The organism is Alphaproteobacteria bacterium LSUCC0719, from assembly GCA_040839025.1.
Classification (GTDB): domain Bacteria; phylum Pseudomonadota; class Alphaproteobacteria; order Puniceispirillales; family Puniceispirillaceae; genus UBA8309.
In genome coordinates this window covers 180056-197287 of the sequence record JBFPJN010000004.1, presented here as the reverse complement: position 1 = coordinate 197287, position 17232 = coordinate 180056, and the positions used below count along the sequence as shown (strand labels likewise).

Below are 17232 nucleotides of genomic sequence, written 5' to 3'. Positions count from 1 at the left end.
TGCTGGCAGCCCATTCTTTGACCATACCTTCATGGTTCCTCCCTGCAAACGGGTCGGCATGGCCGGCCCGTTTGTTATATTTGTCAAAGTTTTTGGCGGGTCGGCATGGCCGGCCCGTTTGTTATATTTGTCGAAGTTTTGGGCGGGTCGGCATGGCCGGCCCGTTTGTTATATTTATCAAAGTTTTGGGCGGGTCGGCATGGCCGGCCCGTTTGTTATATTTGTCGAAGTTTTTGGGTGGGGGATGCCGGAAATCTAGTCGATCATGATCGGCACTGAAACAGCATCGCCTGTGCGGCTGTTATAGACAACGATGCCGCCACTTCGCGGGGCGATGCCGGTGATGGCGCTGATGACCACCTGATGGGTGACCATCAATTCCAGCCTGTTTGGCGCGATCTGCGCCATATGCGCGCGAAGCGCCGCCAGAGTCCGGTCACGGTCGACATGCCCGTTGAAAAAGGAATTCAGCCCGATATGGGTCGTAAACGGGCCGATGGCCATTTCGCTGGCGGTGTCCTGGCATCGGCACCATTGGCTGCTGAAGATGGCATCCGGCACAATGTCATGGCGCATCATGTAGGCGCCAATGGCCCGCGACTGGGCACGTCCTTCATCATTCAGATTGCGTTGCGTGGCGCAGTCGGCGACATCAAACTGTGCCGGATCGCCATAGCCCGGGGCAAGTGCGTGTCGCAGGAACAGGACGTCGGCGTCGATCTTTGCTATCGCCTCAGCAAGCGGCTCGGCCTGTACAACCGATACTGGCAAGATCGCGGCCAGGGCGATCAGGGTGGCCATGAGAATGGCCCGGCATCCTGTGCGCAGGGATTCAAGGGTGCGGGCAAAACGATATATTGTCATGTCTCTGATTTGGGGTGTGGCCGCCGCCGACACAACCACCACGCTGTCATTGCTGATGAATAGTTTCGGTCCAGTACGGGTTTGACCAGGCACAATGCCCCTGTGCATCAATGGCAACGACGCGGATGAAGCTGCTGTCCAGTGTGCCCAGATCGAACCGTGCCGTCGTCAGACCGGATCCGGCAACGTAAAGCGCCTGGTGATTCTCAGCCGCCAGAATCACCCGATCCACCGGCGAGGTGCCGACATGCAGGGTGGTTCCGTCAAGGACGAGGTCGGTAAAGCTTGGCCCGGTCGAGGCATAGAAGCTGCCGCGCTTCAGCGCGGCAACAATGTCTGTCGCCGCCAGCCGGTCGGCTGCCACCATGACCCATCCGCCAAAGCCGTCATCCGGGATGTGGTGCGAATCATCGGTTGCCGCCAGATGAAGCCGATGACCCTTGTGAAGCAGCAGGTCGAGTGCCGCAATGCCGCCACCCCGCGCGGTTTCTATGGCCGAGCTGTGATTGTAGATCTCCACCCCATGCGCGCCTGCCTTCGCCAGGCTGTGTGCCTCGTCATCGGTCAGGTGGTACCATTCGGGATGCGCAATGGTGACATAGGCTCCCGCCGCCACCGCACGCGCAACAAGCTGCGGTCCGGTCTCGGATTCATCCGCCATCGCAAAGTCGACCGGCAGACCATTGGCCAGAATGTGCCACAGGCCATCGCGGTCATATGCCTTGCCGGGACAGTGAAGTTCAGCCGAAATGATGGTGATGAAATCAGGCCCGTCAAATTCCGTGGCATCAATGATGGTTGGTGCGGCAAAGCGCGGGTCGGTCCAGTAATGTTCCGACAGGCAGGTGAAATCATACCCTGCCTCGCGGTACAGCTGCACAACCTGTTGCGGGCTGTTCTGTCCGTCTGAATGTGTCGAGTGGCCGTGCAGATTGCCACGAAATACGTTGCCTGATGATGTGAACAATGTTGTTGCCATGGATCAGCTCCTCCCGGTCGGGTGCTGCCATGATGGCATCATGACTGTCACCTGTCAGGATGTAATGAGACCGTCCCGGAACTGTGCGGCAATTTACGTTTTCTGTCCTGCCCGCCTACCGGCTTGCGACCGCCGCACCATCCTTGGCCGCGTTCGGGAAGAACAGCTGGCTGCCATGTTTCTGGAAGGCGGCAATGGCGGCCTGACCCTCGTCGGACACCAGCCAGTCCCGAAAATCCAGCGCGGCCTGATGCTGGATCATCGGACAGCGTGTCGGCGATACCGGGATTACCCCATACTGGTTGAACAGATTCGGATCGCCTTCAAACAGAATCCGGTGGTCGGCCTTGTTGCCAAAAGCAAGCCATGTGGCCCTGTCACTGACTGTGTAGGCCTCGGCCTGGACGGCAAAATTCAGCGTCGCGCCCATTCCCATGCCTGTTTCCAGATACCAGCCGCTGTCCCCGCTGTCCGGTGTGTGGCCACTTGCCGTCCACAGCCGCCGCTCGGCACGGTTGGTGCCACTATTGTCACCGCGCGAGGCGAATGTCGCGTTGCCGGTATGAATGGCCCGCATGGCGTCATCAACGGTTTTGGCGGTGGCAATACCGGCCGGGTCGTGGTTTGGGCCGACGATGACAAAGTCGTTATACATCAGATCATGGCGTTCGGTGCCGAAGCCGGCGGAGACGAAATCAATCTCCAGGTCGCGGGCATGTGCAATCACGATATCGCCATCGCAATTGCGGGCGTTGTCCAGTGCCTGGCCGGTTCCGACTGCAACCACCTTCACCTCGACGCCGCTGACAGACGCGTAGTGTGGCAGCAGGTAATTATACAGCCCTGAATTGTCGGTCGAGGTTGTGGATTGCAGAATCAATGATGTGCTGGCCTGTGCGGCCCCGGCAAAAAGGCTGGCAGTCAGCAGACCGACAAGCCCGATGGTCCGGCCATGCCACGGCGCCATAACGTTACGTCCGACCCGAACAAGGTGATGGCAGACGCAGGATATCATTGGTAACCTCACTTCGTGGCGTACTACAAACTACTGCAGCGTATACGCTAGCGCCGCGTGAGCGAATGCAAAGGGTGCAGATTGACGCGCCCCTGTCGGAACCCTGACTGGCCTGCTGCCGCCCGGACGGGCGGTTGCGACACCTTGTCATTTGCTTGCATGGCCGGTTTGCTTTTGTCTTGGTGCCAACGCGCAGGAAAACGCGCAGGAAAGTGGAACTCAATATGACATACCCCAACTGGCATCAGCGCCCGGAACGCTTTGACCCTGAAACATCTGTCCCCGGCAGGCTTGATGGCGAATCCTTCATCCGGATTGCCGACCAGTTCATTTCGCTTGCCAACCAGCGCAATCGCAAGATCGATGCCACCGAACTGCAGATGGTGATGCTGTTTGCTGCGGCGCGCTACGCGGCACATGTCGGCAAGAATGTGATCGAAATCGATGATCAGGAAGACTTTATCAAGCATATGACAGCCCAGTATGCCGATATGCTGCGTGGCCATTTCGCAGACCCGAATGTCTGAGGCCTGGTCATGACAGCCCCGTCCAACACCGCCGGAACAGCCGTCACCATGCCGGATGTGCCGGCCACCCGGCTGTCTGTTGCCGGTGTCGCGGTCTGGATGCTGGCAATGATTGCCGCCCCATCGGCACATGCCGATGTCGATCGGGGGCGCGACATCGCAGCAACCCATTGCACACGCTGCCATGTTGTCGGTGATATCAACCCCTATGGCGGCATTGAATCGACACCGTCTTTCATCGGCATGAAATATCTTGCCGACTGGGAGCGTCGATTCGAGGAATTCTATATTCTGCCGCCACACCCGGCGCTTGTCCGGATCAGCGAGGTCAGCGCCGCGCGATCCGACGAAAGACCGGCTTTTGTTCATGAAATTGTGCTGACGCTTGATGATGTCGACGACATTCTGGATTTTGTCAGGACGCTGCCGTCACCGGCCCGTTAGGACGGGTTGCGGGTAACCAGAAAGGATATTCCGATGGATAAAGATAAACGCGATGAGATGAGCGAAGACGAAATCGCCATGCGCAAATTCCTGAAGCAGCTTGGCGTGACAGCGCATCAAGAGCTGGAAGCTGCGCTGCAGGCGGCGGTCGCCGAGGGCAGGATTACCCCCGGATCGCAGGTCGCGGTGAATGCCGAGGTGACGATCACCGAGCTTGGCTTTGTGCATCGCGTCGACGGCAACCTTCTGGCACCAGGCGCCGATGGCTGACATTTCCGAAGATGATGTGATTGCGGCATTGCGGGGCGTGATCGACCCCTCGCAGGGCAAGTCCGTTGTTGATCTCGGTATGGTCAGCACGGTCCATGTCAAACAGACAAATGTCAATTTTGCCCTGGAAGTCCCGGCGCATCGTGGCCCGGCCATGGAGCCGGTACGCCAGGCGGCTGAAAAAGCGGTCCGCGACATTCCGGGCGTGACCAGTGCCACGGTCGTTGTCACGGCGCATGCCGGCGCGACCTCGGCTGCTGCCGCGCCACAGGATGAAATTGTTGAAAAGGTTCATGAAATAAAGGTCAGGCGCTTTGTCGCCGTGGCGTCTGGAAAAGGCGGGGTGGGGAAATCGACCACAGCCGTGAATCTGGCGATTGCGCTGCGGCTGGAAGGGTTGCGGGTCGGGCTTCTTGATGCCGATGTCTATGGGCCGTCGCTTCCCCGCATGCTTGGTATCAGCGGTCGCCCCGCCTCTGCCGGGGGAGACATGGTGCGCCCGTTGGAAAATTATGGCGTGCATCTGATGTCGATGGGGCTGTTGGTTCCTGACGATACAGCCATGATCTGGCGCGGGCCGATGGTGCAGTCGGCATTGACACAGATGCTTGATTCCGTTGCCTGGGGAACGCTGGATGTGATCATTATCGATCTGCCGCCGGGCACAGGTGATATCCAGATTTCACTGGCACAGCAGGTCAACCTTGCCGGTGCGGTTGTGGTTTCGACACCGCAGGACATCGCGCTTCTTGATGTGGTGAAGGCAATCACCATGTTTGACAAGGCCGAGGTGCCTGTACTTGGCATGATTCAGAATATGGCGTACTGGTCCTGTCCGGATTGTGGCCGTACCGATCATATCTTCGGCAATGACGGTGTGGCAGGCGAGGCGTCACGTCGCGGCATCGAGATGCTGGGCGAGATTCCGCTGTCTCTGGAAGTGCGTACCGGTGGTGATTCCGGAACGCCTGTCGTTGTTGCCAACCCGCGGTCGGTTCAGGCCAAGACCTATCGCAAGATTGCGCGGCGCCTGATGGAGATTGCCGATCTGCGGCGCGAGGAGGAAGAGGCATGAGCCTTTATTACGAGGAATTTCCGGCCGAGGATGGCGACGCACCGCAATTGCCGCCGCTGCTGACTGCGGTGCCGGTTCCCGAGGGACAGGATGTTGCGGCAAAGGCGCTTGCCGCCGTGGCGACCGCCGAGGTCGGGACAGTTCTGTATTCCGAGGCGACAAAGGTTGCCGACTTTGCCGTCATCCTTGGCCCCGAGGTGCCGCTTCGTCAGGCCGGTCAGATGCTGTATGCGTTGATGATAGGTGTCGGCGACGCGATTGGCGCGCTGGCCCCGCCAGAGGTTGTCGTGTCCTATCAGCTGCCGGGATATATCCTGTTGAACCGGGGCCGTGCCGGTCGGGTGTGGATCACCGCAGACCCGTCAACAGGCCGCGAGGATGTGCCGGGATGGATGGTTGTCGGCGCGACGATAGATCTGTCGGTGCGCACCGGATCGGAAGATGTGTGGCGCGATGCTGGCGGCCTTGAATATACCTCGCTTGCCGAGGAGGGTGGCAGTTTCATTTCGCGGACCAGGCTTGTCGAATCGATCTGCAGGCATTTCATGGCATGGGTCAACAGATGGGAAGATGACGGGTTCCGGCCGCTCCATGATTTGTGGATTCAGCGCCTTCAGGAAGGTGGCGAGATGGCTCTTGCCGACGGCACCATGGCCGACTGGATCGGACTGGATGAAGACGGTACGGCGCTGATCAAGATCGATGGCCGCCCTGTCGGGCTGACGCCAACCGAATTCGAGAGTGTCTGCGGTCCGGCAGAGCTGCATTCGCTGAAAGCCGGGGCATGAAGGACATATCGTGAGACTGGCGCGCACCATCAGGTTTGATTCCTCCGATCTGAACGTCTTTCCGGCTGCTGCCGAGGAAGGTGAATGGGCCCTTGTCGGCACGTTCTGCTTTGCCGATCTCGCGCCCGAAGCGCTGACGGGCAAGGTCAAACAGGCTTTCAGCAACGGCTTTCTCGGCACCACGTCGTTCGGCTTCTCGACGCTGGTCAGCGTTGTCAATGCCAGCGAGGAAGACCTGGCCAGCCTGACCGAACAGGTGGCGACCCAGTTTGTGGACCGGCTCGGAGCGCCTGATATGGATGTGGCGCGCGAAGCCGCCGCCGGGGAAATCAGCTTCATGGCGGAGCTGTGCGCGCAGCATAAGACCGGCACGCTGCTGGCAATCCAGCGACAGCTTGGCGATGCCGGCATCACCGAGAGTTTTCGCAGTCTGGCAAAGGCCGATTCCTGCGCCGAGCAGAAGATCTGGACAGTGATCGAGGATGAGGAACCTGCCGATGCCGACTGAGGTTCGGCACCGCAAACCCGGGGAATGGACATGACACAGGATTTCTGGCTGACCTCGGGTTGGCACCTTCTTGACCGCGATGCCGAGGGCCGGCTTGTCCCCAGCGCGGATTTCATGCTGGCCTATTATGCGCGCGATGAAATCGCCCCGCAGGACGAGTCCTGCCCGGCCGAGCGCGCGCTTCATGCCAGACTTACCGAAAATCCCTTTGCCGAGGTGTCTGAAGCGGATTTTGATCCCATCATTGACCGTGACGTTGTCCACAATTATCGCGCTGTCCTGGCCTTCCGTGCCTTTCTTGCGCAATATCCGACCCTCGAAGCTGCCTATATGGCGATTGTCCGTGGGGCCAGAATCGAGTTTCCGCCCCTGTTCGTTGAACAGCTGACGCAGATCATCCTGAGAAATATTCTCGATGGCGAAACCGACACTCTGAAGATCAGGGCGGCTGAATGTCTGTTCAGGCAACAGACGGTGACGCTGGATGACGGTCGAATCATGGTGGCTGACCACGCGACGGTCCAGCTTCAGGCCGGCATGGCGCGGATGCTTCAGGAAGGGCCGAGCCCCGACGAGGTCAGCATCGATATCCTCGCCACCGAAACGGCGGATGAATATTGGGCCCGGTCCGACATGTTCAACACTTCGGTGGATATCGCCTTTACCCAGCCGGCTCTCGACGGGCTGTGCCGTGTGATGGAAGCGTGGATCGGTTATTTTCTGGGGGTTACGACCCGTATCCAGCCGATGCATCAGATCGAGGATGAAAGCTGGTCATGGCATATCGGACTTGATCCCGTTGCCAACGAGCTGTTCAACGATCTCTATGCCGGGGCTGACGTTGGCGAGGACCGGCTGCGCTCGATCCTGTGCCTGTTCAAGCTCGAGGCGGAGGACGGGTTTGTGCCCGAAATGGCCGGCAAGCCCGTATATCTGGGGCTTGCAATGGACCAGACGGGCAGCGTGCGCATGAAGCCGCAGAACCTGCTTGCCAACCTGCCGCTGGCGACCAGCTGAGCCGACGCCGACTGCGCCTTCAGGGTGGCCGAGATCTGGTTCGGACAAGACCTAGTTCAGGTAATCGTCGGTGGTCCGCGGCTTGCGGCGCTCGCCGATATCCATCAGCCTGTCATCCTTGTCGAACATGACTTCGACCCGGCAGTCCTCGCACATTTTCAGCATGTCGATCTGGCGCTCGCCGCTGAACATGCTGTGTCCCGACAATTTGTCGATTACCCGTTCGATTGACCGCGAGCTGCCAAATGGCTTGCCACAGCCCGTGCAGTGGAATGGCGTATCCTCGATGACCAGCTCGGCATTCATCGCGCTGTCGGCAAGATTGAATTGCGGCACCAGGCTGATCACCTTTTCCGGACAGGTTGCCACGCAGATGCCGCATTGCAGGCAGGCATCCTCGCGGAACAACAGCTGCGGGGCGTCCGGATTGTCCTGCAGCGCGCCTGCCGGACAGGCACCAACACATGACAGGCATATGGTGCAATTGTCGGTGTCGATGTCGACCCGGCCATAGGGCGCGCCTTCGGGAAGCGGGATGGCAGCGGGTTCAATCTTCTGTGTGCCGGCAAGGCCACGAATCGCCAGCCGTGTGATGGCGCGCGGACTGCCAAGGGGGCTGAACGGTGCCGGTGTGACCTTGCCGCCCGGTCGTGGGCCGCGAAGCTGTGCCGCCACATTGTCGGGATCGGGATCGTCAATCAGCACGAACCGAGACTCGTCATCGGCCCCGACACCAGCCATCAGCGCCCGTGCCAGTTCGATCTGGCGGCTAATCTGCGGCGTCTCATCAGGCTTGTTCGGATTGGCAAGGATGATCACCTGCACATAGCCCTGTGCAATGGCGGTGGCCAGCAGGTCGTGCCCGACCCGGCCGGTGCTGTGCATGGTCATCGGCAGCAGATCGGCCGGCAGACCGGGACCGAAGCGGGCAATCATGTCGATCATGCCGGCACCGTGGCTGGAGTCGGCAAGAAGCAGCCGCGGCGTTTTTCCGCCGGCTTCGAGGTAATGATCGACAAGGCTTGCCATCTGTTGACCGAAAGCATCTGCGGCGGGAAGGTTTGTCTGCGCGGCTCCGGACGGGCAGACAGCACCACAATAGCCGCAGCCTCCGCAAATGGCGGGGTCAATCTCGACAGTGTCGCCAGCGCTGATGATGGCACCGGCAGGGCAGACATCAAGACAGCGCGAACAGCCGTTCAGGCTGTTGCGGGAATGTGCGCACAGATTGGCATCGTAATCGACATAGATCGGCTTTTCGAAAGCGCCGATCATCTCGGCGGCTTCCGCTGTCACGGTTGCCAGCCGCACCGGATCATCAGGGCTGACACGAAAATAGCCGTCCCGCTTTTCCCAGCCGGTGAACAGTGCCGGCGCCCCGGTCAGGTCGATGATGATGTCGCATCCGGTTTCGATTCCGTTCTGCGGGTCTTCAAACCGCAATGAGGCGCGGCTGCTCGGCAGTGCTGTGCCAAAGCTGTCAATGACAAGGTCAAAGGCGGTGAAGTGACCCTTGGCGCTGCGAATCGTCCCCATCGTCACCAGGCCTGAAATGCCACTTGCCATGATGTCCTCGCCGGGCGAGGTGATCATCACGGTAACGCCGAGCGAGTCCTTCAGCTTTGCCGCCATGTCCAGCGCGGCATCGACACCGTTGCCGCGCGCACCATCGGCATAGATGAGGCAGCGTCCGGACGAGGTCAGTGTCAGGCTTCGTGCCGCCGGAACGCTGTCCGTGGCAGCGCGAAGCAGGGCGGCGATTTTCGGCAGCGCTGCCGCGCCATCGTCGCTCCAGCCCGCAGCCTCGCGAATATTGATGAATTCGGGTATCGGCCTGCCGCTTTCCTCGGCAAGCTGCTCAAATGTCGCGCTTTCCTGCGTGCAGGCAACGATCAGCGGGCGGTCGCCTGATGCCTCGAGGGCGCTCTCGAACCGTTCGATTCCGGACCGGCACAGTTCCGTTGCCACGGCACAGCCACCTGCCGCCCCACAGGCCTTGCCAAGCTTCGCGGCGTCAATATCCATCGTGCCACCGCAATCGCAGACAAGTATGTCACGCTCTGCAAGCTTCATCATCAGGGCCTCCCGGTTCTGCAAGCGCGATGTTTTGGCATGTTTCCAATACTCGCGAATGATGCCTAGAGTAACGCAGTGTTGAAAATTCACACGGTCCAAATGCCGGGCTGGGGTGGGTAAAAAGGTCACGGGGTGATCCAGAGGACGATCCGGCAATGGTCCGCGATTGTTCCGACTGGGGGGAATATGTCAGACGAGGTTACACCACAGACGAAACATGTCCTGTATGGCGTCAGGGTGATCGTCGAAAAACAGCCGCTTGACAATGTGTGGCAGCCATTTCGCTGGGTGATCAGCGATCTGTTGCCGTTGCGACCCGAACGTGGTGGGGGCGCGCCGCCGATCAACAACACCCGCCTGCAACGCCTTCGTGGTTCCGGTGGTGGCGCGGTGGCCGACGATCTGTTCTTTGCCGATGCCTTTCTGGACCTGCACCACGCCGAGGCCGAGGCCTATGCCGAAAACCTCGCCTCGAGCGATCCGGCAATCTATCTCGTTCTGCGGTCCGGCGAGGATGAGGACGACGAGGAATTGCCGGCTGGCGATGACGACGAGGATGCGCCGGACATGCATGTCGCCGAACTCAGCCTGTCCCCCTACAATATCCAGGATTATGAGGATTGTGGCGAGGATCTGATCGAAAAACTGCCGCTTGCCGGACCGATCAGACAGTTCGTGGCTGCTTTTGTCGAGGCGCATTACCACCCCGAACCGTTCAAGAAGCGGGTTCGTGACCGGGCGAATCTCGACGCACGGGTCGGCGGTCGTGCAGACCCCAGGCTGCGGCGGCAATAGCGGGAGGGCAGCGTAATGGCTGAAGAAGAGGGCCCGACCCGACTGAAACGATCCCTTTCAGAGCGTCTGCGGCGCAAATCGCAGGTGGCGCGTGGTGAGGCGGTCCCGGATATGCCGGAAACCGGCCTGCCACCCGGCGCGGATCTGCCGGCTGAAGAGTCCGAGGAAGAGGCGGCGCTGTCCGACGACGAGCTTCTTGCCAAATACGGGGTGGATGATCCCGAATCCATCGAGGATCAGGACAAGCTGGACACGCTGCTGCAGGGGCAGTTTCCGGATCGGATCCGGCAGATGGCACTGCGCCGCATGTGGCGGCTGAATCCGCTGTTCAGATTTGCCGATGAAATGGTCGAATATGGCGAAAACTATACCGATGCGGCAACAGTGATCGATGGCATGCAGACCGCCTATCAGGTCGGCAAGGGCTATCTGCAGAAGGCGTTCGACGCAGTTGATGACGACGATGCCGGGACGGCGCTTGCCGATGAGGCCGATCGGTCAAGGCTTGCCGACGATCCGTCCCGCCGTGATGAGGATGATCCGGCTGGCAAGGCCGAGGAAGATGACAAGCTTGCGTCGCGTGACAGCAATAGTGACAGCGACAGTGACAGTGACAGTGACAGCGCCGCGACGGCGATCGAACCGGCTGCGCCGCCTGGCCCCGCCAATGAACTGGCCCCACCGGATCCGCCGGCGGTGAGGATCAATGACACTGACACTCAGAGCGACACCGGCAATGACAGCGAGGATGATGTGCCGCCGCCACGGCCGCGCCGCATGAGTTTTCGGCGGCCAACGGATAAATCTGCCGCATAACCCGCCCGCTGTATGATCTGCCCGCAGGATGGCCTGTTTTGCTGCGGATTCCCTGCTCTGCGGCATAATGCGTCAGAAAGTCACATAACATAATGCGCCGCCGGGCATATCGGCTCTTGGCGCGGCGAGATCTTATGCTACGGTTGATTAACTGGGCATTAGTATGTTCGCACTCCGTCCGGTTGACGCGAACAGCTTGATGTCCTGGGGAGGTGAGGATGGCCGCTGTGGCTAGAAACGACCAGAATTCGTTGACCGAGGATGATCGGCTTCGGGCGGAAATGTATGAATTTCTGGCCATGATGTTGCGCCAGGAGCCGAGTGACGAGCTGATCGGTCTTGTCGCGGGCCTGAAGGGCGACAGTTCATCCATCGGGTCCGCCAGCACGGTGCTGGCAACGCTTGCCTCGAAAATAGCCAATGACGAAATCCGCGATGAATATATGCGCCTGTTCATTGGCGTGGGGCGCGGCGAACTGCTGCCCTATGCATCCTACTATCTGACAGGGTTTTTGAACGACAAGCCGCTGGCCAAGCTTCGCAACGAAATGCAGGTGATGGGGATTGAGCGGGCCGAGGGTGTCAAGGATCCGGAAGACCACATTGCAAGTCTGTTCGACATCATGGCCGGGCTGATCCGCGGCACGTTCGACGCGCCGAACGATCTGGCGGCGCAGGCGACCTTTTTCAAGACACATATCGATCCCTGGGCGCCGCTTTTGATGCAGGACATCGAGGCGGCGAAATCAGCTGTATTCTATGCGCCGGTCGGCACGATCGGCCGCGCATTTATGGAGATTGAAAGCGAAGCTTTCGACATGGATGATGCGGGGTAGCGAAACGCCCCCGCAACATGGCAGGCCGCGGCCTTATGCGGCGTCATTTTTGGAGGTATAGAAAATGACAGACAACATGGAGAAGACTGGCGTCGAGCATCGGCGTGACTTTCTCAAGAAGGCTGCCTTGTCGGTCGCTGCTGCCGGTACGGTAGCGGTTGCCAGCAAGACAGCATCTGCTGATGACGTAACGGAGGTGACCGGTTCCGGCTATCGCGAAACCGATCACGTCAAGGCTTTCTACAAGTCGGCTCGGTTCTAATCAGCTTTCCAACTGGAGGAGACAACAATGCTTAAGAAGAAGAGGTCAGGGGTAGCGAAAAGCCCCCAGTCATCGTCTTTTTTCGGCAAGGTTGCGGAAAAGGTTGTTGACCGTCGTGCATTCCTGCGCGGTTCTGGTCTCGCGATTGGTGGCGTCGCCACTGCGGTTGCGGTATCAGGCAGCAACGTTCGTCCGGCACAGGCAACTGTGTCCGGCGCAGCAGCTGAAATCAAGAAGACCGTTTGTACGCACTGCTCTGTCGGTTGTACCGTCATGGCAGAGGTGCAGAACGGCGTCTGGACAGGTCAGGAGCCTGGCTGGGACAGCCCGATCAACCTTGGTGCCCACTGTGCCAAGGGCGCATCCGTTCGGGAAACGGCAAGCGGCGAACGCCGTCTGAAGTATCCGCTGAAACTTGTCGGTGGCAAATGGACCCGCATGAGCTGGGACGATGCCATCAATGAGATTGGCGACAAGATGCTTGAGATTCGCGAGCAGTCAGGACCGGATTCGGTTTACTGGCTCGGTTCCGCAAAGCACAACAACGAACAGGCCTATCTGTTCCGCAAGCTGTACGCCTACTGGGGTTCCAACAATGGTGACCACCAGGCGCGTATCTGTCACTCGACCACAGTCGCCGGTGTTGCCAACACCTGGGGCTATGGTGCAATGACGAACTCGTACAACGATATTCACAATTCGCGTGCGATCTTCATCATTGGTGGCAACCCGGCCGAGGCGCATCCGGTATCCCTGATGCATGTTCTCAAGGCCAAGGAGCAGAACAATGCGCCGCTGATCGTCTGTGACCCACGCTTTACGCGTACGGCAGCGCATGCCGATGAATATGTGCGCTTCCGCCCGGGTGCCGACGTGGCCCTGATCTGGGGCATCATGTGGCACATCTTCGAAAACGGCTGGGAGGACAAAGAGTTCATCCGCCAGCGTGTTTACGGGATGGAAGACGTCAAGGCCGAGGTCGCAAAATGGACCCCGGAAGAGACCGAGCGTGTAACCGGCGTTCCCGGTTCGCAGCTGCGCCGTGTGGCCCAGCTGATGGCAAACAACCGTCCTGGCACCTTCATCTGGTGCATGGGTGGCACACAGCACACCAACGGTAACAACAACACCCGTGCTTACTGCGCGTTGCAGCTGGCTCTCGGAAATATGGGCGTTGCCGGTGGCGGCGCGAACATCTTCCGTGGTCACGACAACGTTCAGGGCGCAACCGACTTCTGCGTTCTGTCGCATTCGCTGCCTGGCTATTATGGCCTGTCGGCAGGTGCCTGGAAGCACTGGTCGCGCGTCTGGGGTGAGGATTACGAGTGGATCAAGGCCCGCTTCGACTCCATCAAGGGCAAAGACGGCAAGACCAAGAGCCTGATGAACATGAACGGGATCCCCGTGTCACGCTGGATCGATGGTGTTCTTGAGAACAAGGACAACATGGATCAGCCTGACAATCTCCGGGCGATGGTCTTCTGGGGTCATGCTCCGAACTCGCAGACCCGTATGAAGGAAATGAAGACGGCGATGGAAAAGCTCGACCTGATGGTCGTGATCGATCCATACCCGACCGTTTCCGCGGTTCTGTCCGATCGTACAGATGGCGTCTATCTGCTGCCGGCAACGACACAGTTCGAGACCTACGGGTCGGTAACCGCGTCGAACCGCTCGCTGCAGTGGCGTGAAAAGGTTATCGAGCCGTCCTTCGACTCGCTGCCTGACCACACCATCATCTACAAGTTTGCCGTGAAGCTGGGATTTGCCGATCGCATGTTCCGGAACATCACGGTGAATGGTGATGAGCCGCTGATCGAAGACGTGACCCGCGAGTTCAACAAGGGCATGTGGACAATCGGCTACACCGGCCAGTCGCCAGAGCGTATGAAAGCGCACATGGCGAACCAGCACGTCTTCGACAAGACAACGCTGCAGGCTGTCGGTGGCGAGCTTGACGGTGATTATTACGGCCTTCCGTGGCCGTGTTGGGGTACTGCCGAAATGGGGCACCCGGGCACGCCGCTGCTGTATGACACAAACAAGCCGGTTGCCGAGGGTGGTCTGTGTTTCCGCGCCCGTTTCGGGGTCGAGCATGAAGGCAACAATCTGCTTGCCGAAGGCTCCTACCCGGTCGGATCGGAAATCAAGGACGGCTATCCCGAGTTCACAATGGGCATGCTGAAGAAGCTTGGCTGGGATGGCGATCTTACCGCTGAAGAGCGCGGTGTGATCGATGGCATTGCCGGTGACAAGACGAACTGGAAGGTCGACCTGTCGGGTGGCATCCAGCGTGTTGCCATCAAGCATGGTTGTGCCCCGTTCGGTAACGCCAAGGCACGGGTCAAGGTCTGGACATTCCCGGATCCGATCCCGCTTCACCGTGAGCCGCTGTACACGTCGCGTCGTGATCTGGTTGCGGATTATCCGACTTATTCGGACCGTAAGCTGTATCGCCTGCCGACACTGTACAAGTCGATCCAGGATGTCGATCACTCAGGCACCTATCCGATCATTCTGACCTCCGGTCGCCTGGTCGAATATGAGGGTGGCGGTGACGAAACCCGGTCGAACCCGTGGCTGGCCGAACTGCAACAGGACATGTTCGTCGAGATCAATCCATTCGATGCGAATGGCAAGTCGATCCGCGACGGTGACATGGTCTGGGTGAACACGCCGGAAGGCGCGCGCATCAAGGTTATGGCCCAGGTTACGGAGCGTGTTGCACGTGGTGTTGCCTTCCTGCCATTCCACTTCGGTGGTCACATGGAAGGTAAGGACCTTCGCGAGAAGTATCCGGCAGGGTCGGATCCATATGTGCTTGGTGAAGCTGCCAACACGGCCATGACCTACGGCTATGACTCGGTAACCCTGATGCAGGAGACGAAATGTTCTCTCTGCAACATTGAACGTGCGTAAGGGAGGCACTAATGGCAAGAATGAAGTTTCTTTGTGACGCAGAGCGCTGCATCGAATGTAATGCCTGTGTCACCGCCTGTAAGAACGAGCACGAGGTGCCGTGGGGTGTGAACCGCCGTCGCGTGGTGACCATCCAGGACGGTAAGCCTGGTGAACGTTCGATCTCGGTTGCCTGCATGCACTGTTCAGACGCGCCTTGCATGGCCGTCTGTCCTGTCGATTGCTTCTACCAGACCGATCAGGGTGTGGTTCTGCATTCGAAGGATCTGTGCATCGGGTGTGGTTACTGCTTCTATGCGTGCCCGTTCGGCGCGCCGCAGTACCCGCAGGCCGGGAACTATGGATCGCGTGGCAAGATGGACAAATGTACCTTCTGCGCCGGTGGCCCAGAGGATGACATGAGTCAGTCCGAGTTCCAGAAGTACGGCCGTAACCGTCTGGCTGAGGGCAAGCTTCCGATCTGTGCGGAAATGTGCTCGACCAAGGCGCTTCTGGCCGGCGATGGCGACCAGGTCTCGAACATCTTCCGCGAGCGTGTTGTCGCCCGCGGGTTCGGATCCGGCGCCTGGGGCTGGGGCACGGCCTACACGATCAAGAGCTAACAGGCTGTCACCAAAATCGGACTCCCCCGCTTCGGCGGGGGAGTCTCCACTATCAGAGATTCAACAGACTATCAGGCCACGTCTCCGGCGTGGCTGGACAGGGAGCTGGACGCCATGACCGGTCAAAAACTCACGGGCATGCTCGCGCTGATTGCGATTGCCGGATTTCTGCAGGCTTGCGAACAGGAAGAGCGTGGCCGGATCCTGCAATATCAAAAGGGAACCTATCTGGGGCCCGCAGATCAGTCGCTTTCGAATGAACAGCTTCGCGAAATCGAAGCCAGGACAAACCTTCAGGCCTGGTACTAGGTACCGATATCCGGGGTGCCTTCCGGCAACCGGACCGACAAGGGGTGATATCATGATGCAAGGAAACGCATTCAGAATTCTCGCGCTGCTGGCGGTGCTGTTTTGTGGTGCAACAAACCTTCCTGCCGATGCCGTGGCACAGCAGGCGGGCGCGGTTCCGGGTGACTCGCTCGGACTGAACTCGGATTCCGATCTGTGGCGCTTTGTGCGGACGGGAAATGCCGGCAGCACACAGATGAAGAACGAATTGTCAGCGGTGATGATCCAGTCCGAAGGCGACAACTGGCGCGCCTTTCGAAACGGCCCCATCTCGGCCTTTGGTGCGATTGGACTGATTGTCGTCATTTTCGTGCTTGGACTGTTCTATATGGTCCGGGGCAAGATCAGGATCGACAGCGGGCCGTCGGGTGACACCATCCTGCGGTTTGGAACAATAGACCGATTTGCCCACTGGTTGATGGCGGGATCGTTTGTGATCCTTGGCATCACGGGCCTCAACATGCTTTATGGTCGTTATGTATTGTTGCCTGTTATCGGCAAGGACGCGTTTGCCGCGCTGACCGCGGCCGGCAAATACGCGCATAACTTCCTGGCGTTTGCCTTCATGGTTGGTCTGGCGCTGTCCTTTATCCTGTGGGTGCGCCACAACATCCCGAACAAGGTCGATCTGCAATGGATCAAGATGGGCGGCGGCATCGTCAAGAAAGGTGTCCATCCTCCGGCAAAGAAGTTCAATGCCGGTCAGAAGATCATCTTCTGGGCTGTCATGATCGGCGGCCTGTCGGTCAGCATGTCCGGCATCGCGCTGATGTTCCCGTTCCAGACCACGATGTTTGCCGATACCTTCGCGCTGTTGAATGGCCTTGGCTTCAACCTGCCGACAGACTTTACAGCGCTTCAGGAACAGCAGCTGAACCAGCTGTGGCACGGTTTTGTGTCACTGGCGCTGATCGTGATGATCATGGCTCACATCTATATCGGTTCGGTTGGCATGGAAGGGGCGCTTGACGCCATGAACTCCGGCCGTGTCGACCGCAACTGGGCCAAGGAACACCACAGCCTCTGGGTCGAGGAAGAGGACCAGAAGGCAGCCAAGCCGGCGGAATAGAACCGTCGGCGCCGGGTGAAAC

General features: G+C 59.3%; 19 protein-coding genes. 15 read left to right on the top strand and 4 right to left on the bottom strand.

Annotation, left to right across the window (positions count from 1 at the left end):
- Nucleotides 1-255 precede the first annotated feature (255 nt).
- The 3 genes from AB3X55_09555 to AB3X55_09545 form a co-directional block, all read right to left on the bottom strand.
- Nucleotides 256-864, bottom strand: a complete 609-nt coding sequence (locus AB3X55_09555; protein ID MEX0503827.1) for a histidine phosphatase family protein — start codon at nucleotides 862-864, stop codon at nucleotides 256-258.
- A 46-nt stretch (nucleotides 865-910) separates the two neighbouring features.
- The gene (locus AB3X55_09550; GenBank protein ID MEX0503826.1) at nucleotides 911-1843 is read right to left on the bottom strand and encodes a phosphotransferase; all 933 of its coding nucleotides are present in this window, start codon (nucleotides 1841-1843) and stop codon (nucleotides 911-913) included.
- Between the two features lie 115 nt (nucleotides 1844-1958).
- On the bottom strand, nucleotides 1959-2810 hold the full coding sequence (locus AB3X55_09545; GenBank protein ID MEX0503825.1) for a substrate-binding domain-containing protein: 852 nt from the start codon (nucleotides 2808-2810) through the stop codon (nucleotides 1959-1961).
- Between the two features lie 272 nt (nucleotides 2811-3082).
- On the opposite strand from AB3X55_09545, the gene AB3X55_09540 reads away from it, so the two are divergent.
- The 7 genes from AB3X55_09540 to AB3X55_09510 are packed head-to-tail and all read left to right on the top strand — an operon-like array spanning nucleotide 3083 to nucleotide 7487.
- The gene (locus AB3X55_09540; GenBank protein MEX0503824.1) at nucleotides 3083-3385 is read left to right on the top strand and encodes a DUF3144 domain-containing protein; all 303 of its coding nucleotides are present in this window, start codon (nucleotides 3083-3085) and stop codon (nucleotides 3383-3385) included.
- 9 nt (nucleotides 3386-3394) lie between these two features.
- Nucleotides 3395-3829: a cytochrome c gene (locus AB3X55_09535; GenBank protein ID MEX0503823.1), complete on the top strand. Its 435-nt coding sequence runs from the start codon at nucleotides 3395-3397 to the stop codon at nucleotides 3827-3829.
- 33 nt (nucleotides 3830-3862) lie between these two features.
- Nucleotides 3863-4099, top strand: a complete 237-nt coding sequence (locus AB3X55_09530; protein MEX0503822.1) for a DUF6494 family protein — start codon at nucleotides 3863-3865, stop codon at nucleotides 4097-4099.
- On the top strand, nucleotides 4092-5174 hold the full coding sequence (locus AB3X55_09525) for an Mrp/NBP35 family ATP-binding protein (GenBank protein MEX0503821.1): 1083 nt from the start codon (nucleotides 4092-4094) through the stop codon (nucleotides 5172-5174). The genes AB3X55_09530 and AB3X55_09525 overlap by 8 nt, the downstream gene beginning before the upstream one ends.
- Nucleotides 5171-5962, top strand: a complete 792-nt coding sequence (locus AB3X55_09520; protein MEX0503820.1) for a biotin/lipoate--protein ligase family protein — start codon at nucleotides 5171-5173, stop codon at nucleotides 5960-5962. Before AB3X55_09525 ends, AB3X55_09520 begins: the two co-directional genes overlap by 4 nt.
- 10 nt (nucleotides 5963-5972) lie before the next feature.
- The gene (locus AB3X55_09515) at nucleotides 5973-6470 is read left to right on the top strand and encodes a DUF6505 family protein (protein ID MEX0503819.1); all 498 of its coding nucleotides are present in this window, start codon (nucleotides 5973-5975) and stop codon (nucleotides 6468-6470) included.
- Nucleotides 6471-6500: 30 nt separating this feature from the next.
- Nucleotides 6501-7487, top strand: coding sequence for a DUF6352 family protein (locus AB3X55_09510; protein ID MEX0503818.1), 987 nt, complete (start codon nucleotides 6501-6503; stop codon nucleotides 7485-7487).
- Nucleotides 7488-7538: 51 nt separating this feature from the next.
- Here AB3X55_09510 and AB3X55_09505 read toward each other — a convergent pair whose 3' ends face one another.
- Nucleotides 7539-9563: a 4Fe-4S dicluster domain-containing protein gene (locus AB3X55_09505; protein ID MEX0503817.1), complete on the bottom strand. Its 2025-nt coding sequence runs from the start codon at nucleotides 9561-9563 to the stop codon at nucleotides 7539-7541.
- 186 nt (nucleotides 9564-9749) lie between these two features.
- On the opposite strand from AB3X55_09505, the gene AB3X55_09500 reads away from it, so the two are divergent.
- The 8 genes from AB3X55_09500 (at nucleotide 9750) to AB3X55_09465 (ending at nucleotide 17210) form a co-directional block, all read left to right on the top strand.
- Nucleotides 9750-10358: a DUF3305 domain-containing protein gene (locus AB3X55_09500; protein MEX0503816.1), complete on the top strand. Its 609-nt coding sequence runs from the start codon at nucleotides 9750-9752 to the stop codon at nucleotides 10356-10358.
- Between the two features lie 15 nt (nucleotides 10359-10373).
- Complete coding sequence (locus AB3X55_09495) at nucleotides 10374-11174, top strand: DUF3306 domain-containing protein (GenBank protein MEX0503815.1); 801 nt, start codon at nucleotides 10374-10376, stop codon at nucleotides 11172-11174.
- 218 nt (nucleotides 11175-11392) lie between these two features.
- The gene (locus AB3X55_09490; GenBank protein MEX0503814.1) at nucleotides 11393-12010 is read left to right on the top strand and encodes a molecular chaperone; all 618 of its coding nucleotides are present in this window, start codon (nucleotides 11393-11395) and stop codon (nucleotides 12008-12010) included.
- A gap of 64 nt (nucleotides 12011-12074) precedes the next feature.
- Nucleotides 12075-12272, top strand: coding sequence for a ubiquinol-cytochrome c reductase iron-sulfur subunit N-terminal domain-containing protein (locus tag AB3X55_09485; GenBank protein MEX0503813.1), 198 nt, complete (start codon nucleotides 12075-12077; stop codon nucleotides 12270-12272).
- Nucleotides 12273-12299: 27 nt separating this feature from the next.
- Nucleotides 12300-15191, top strand: coding sequence for a formate dehydrogenase subunit alpha (locus AB3X55_09480; protein MEX0503812.1), 2892 nt, complete (start codon nucleotides 12300-12302; stop codon nucleotides 15189-15191).
- A gap of 11 nt (nucleotides 15192-15202) precedes the next feature.
- Nucleotides 15203-15793 (top strand): formate dehydrogenase FDH3 subunit beta, encoded by a 591-nt coding sequence (gene fdh3B / locus AB3X55_09475; protein MEX0503811.1) that lies wholly within the window; start codon nucleotides 15203-15205, stop codon nucleotides 15791-15793.
- Between the two features lie 114 nt (nucleotides 15794-15907).
- On the top strand, nucleotides 15908-16102 hold the full coding sequence (locus tag AB3X55_09470) for a hypothetical protein (protein ID MEX0503810.1): 195 nt from the start codon (nucleotides 15908-15910) through the stop codon (nucleotides 16100-16102).
- Nucleotides 16103-16154: 52 nt separating this feature from the next.
- Nucleotides 16155-17210 carry a formate dehydrogenase subunit gamma gene (locus AB3X55_09465; GenBank protein ID MEX0503809.1) on the top strand — a complete coding sequence of 352 codons (1056 nt, stop codon included), beginning with the start codon at nucleotides 16155-16157 and terminating at the stop codon, nucleotides 17208-17210.
- Nucleotides 17211-17232: the final 22 nt, after the last annotated feature.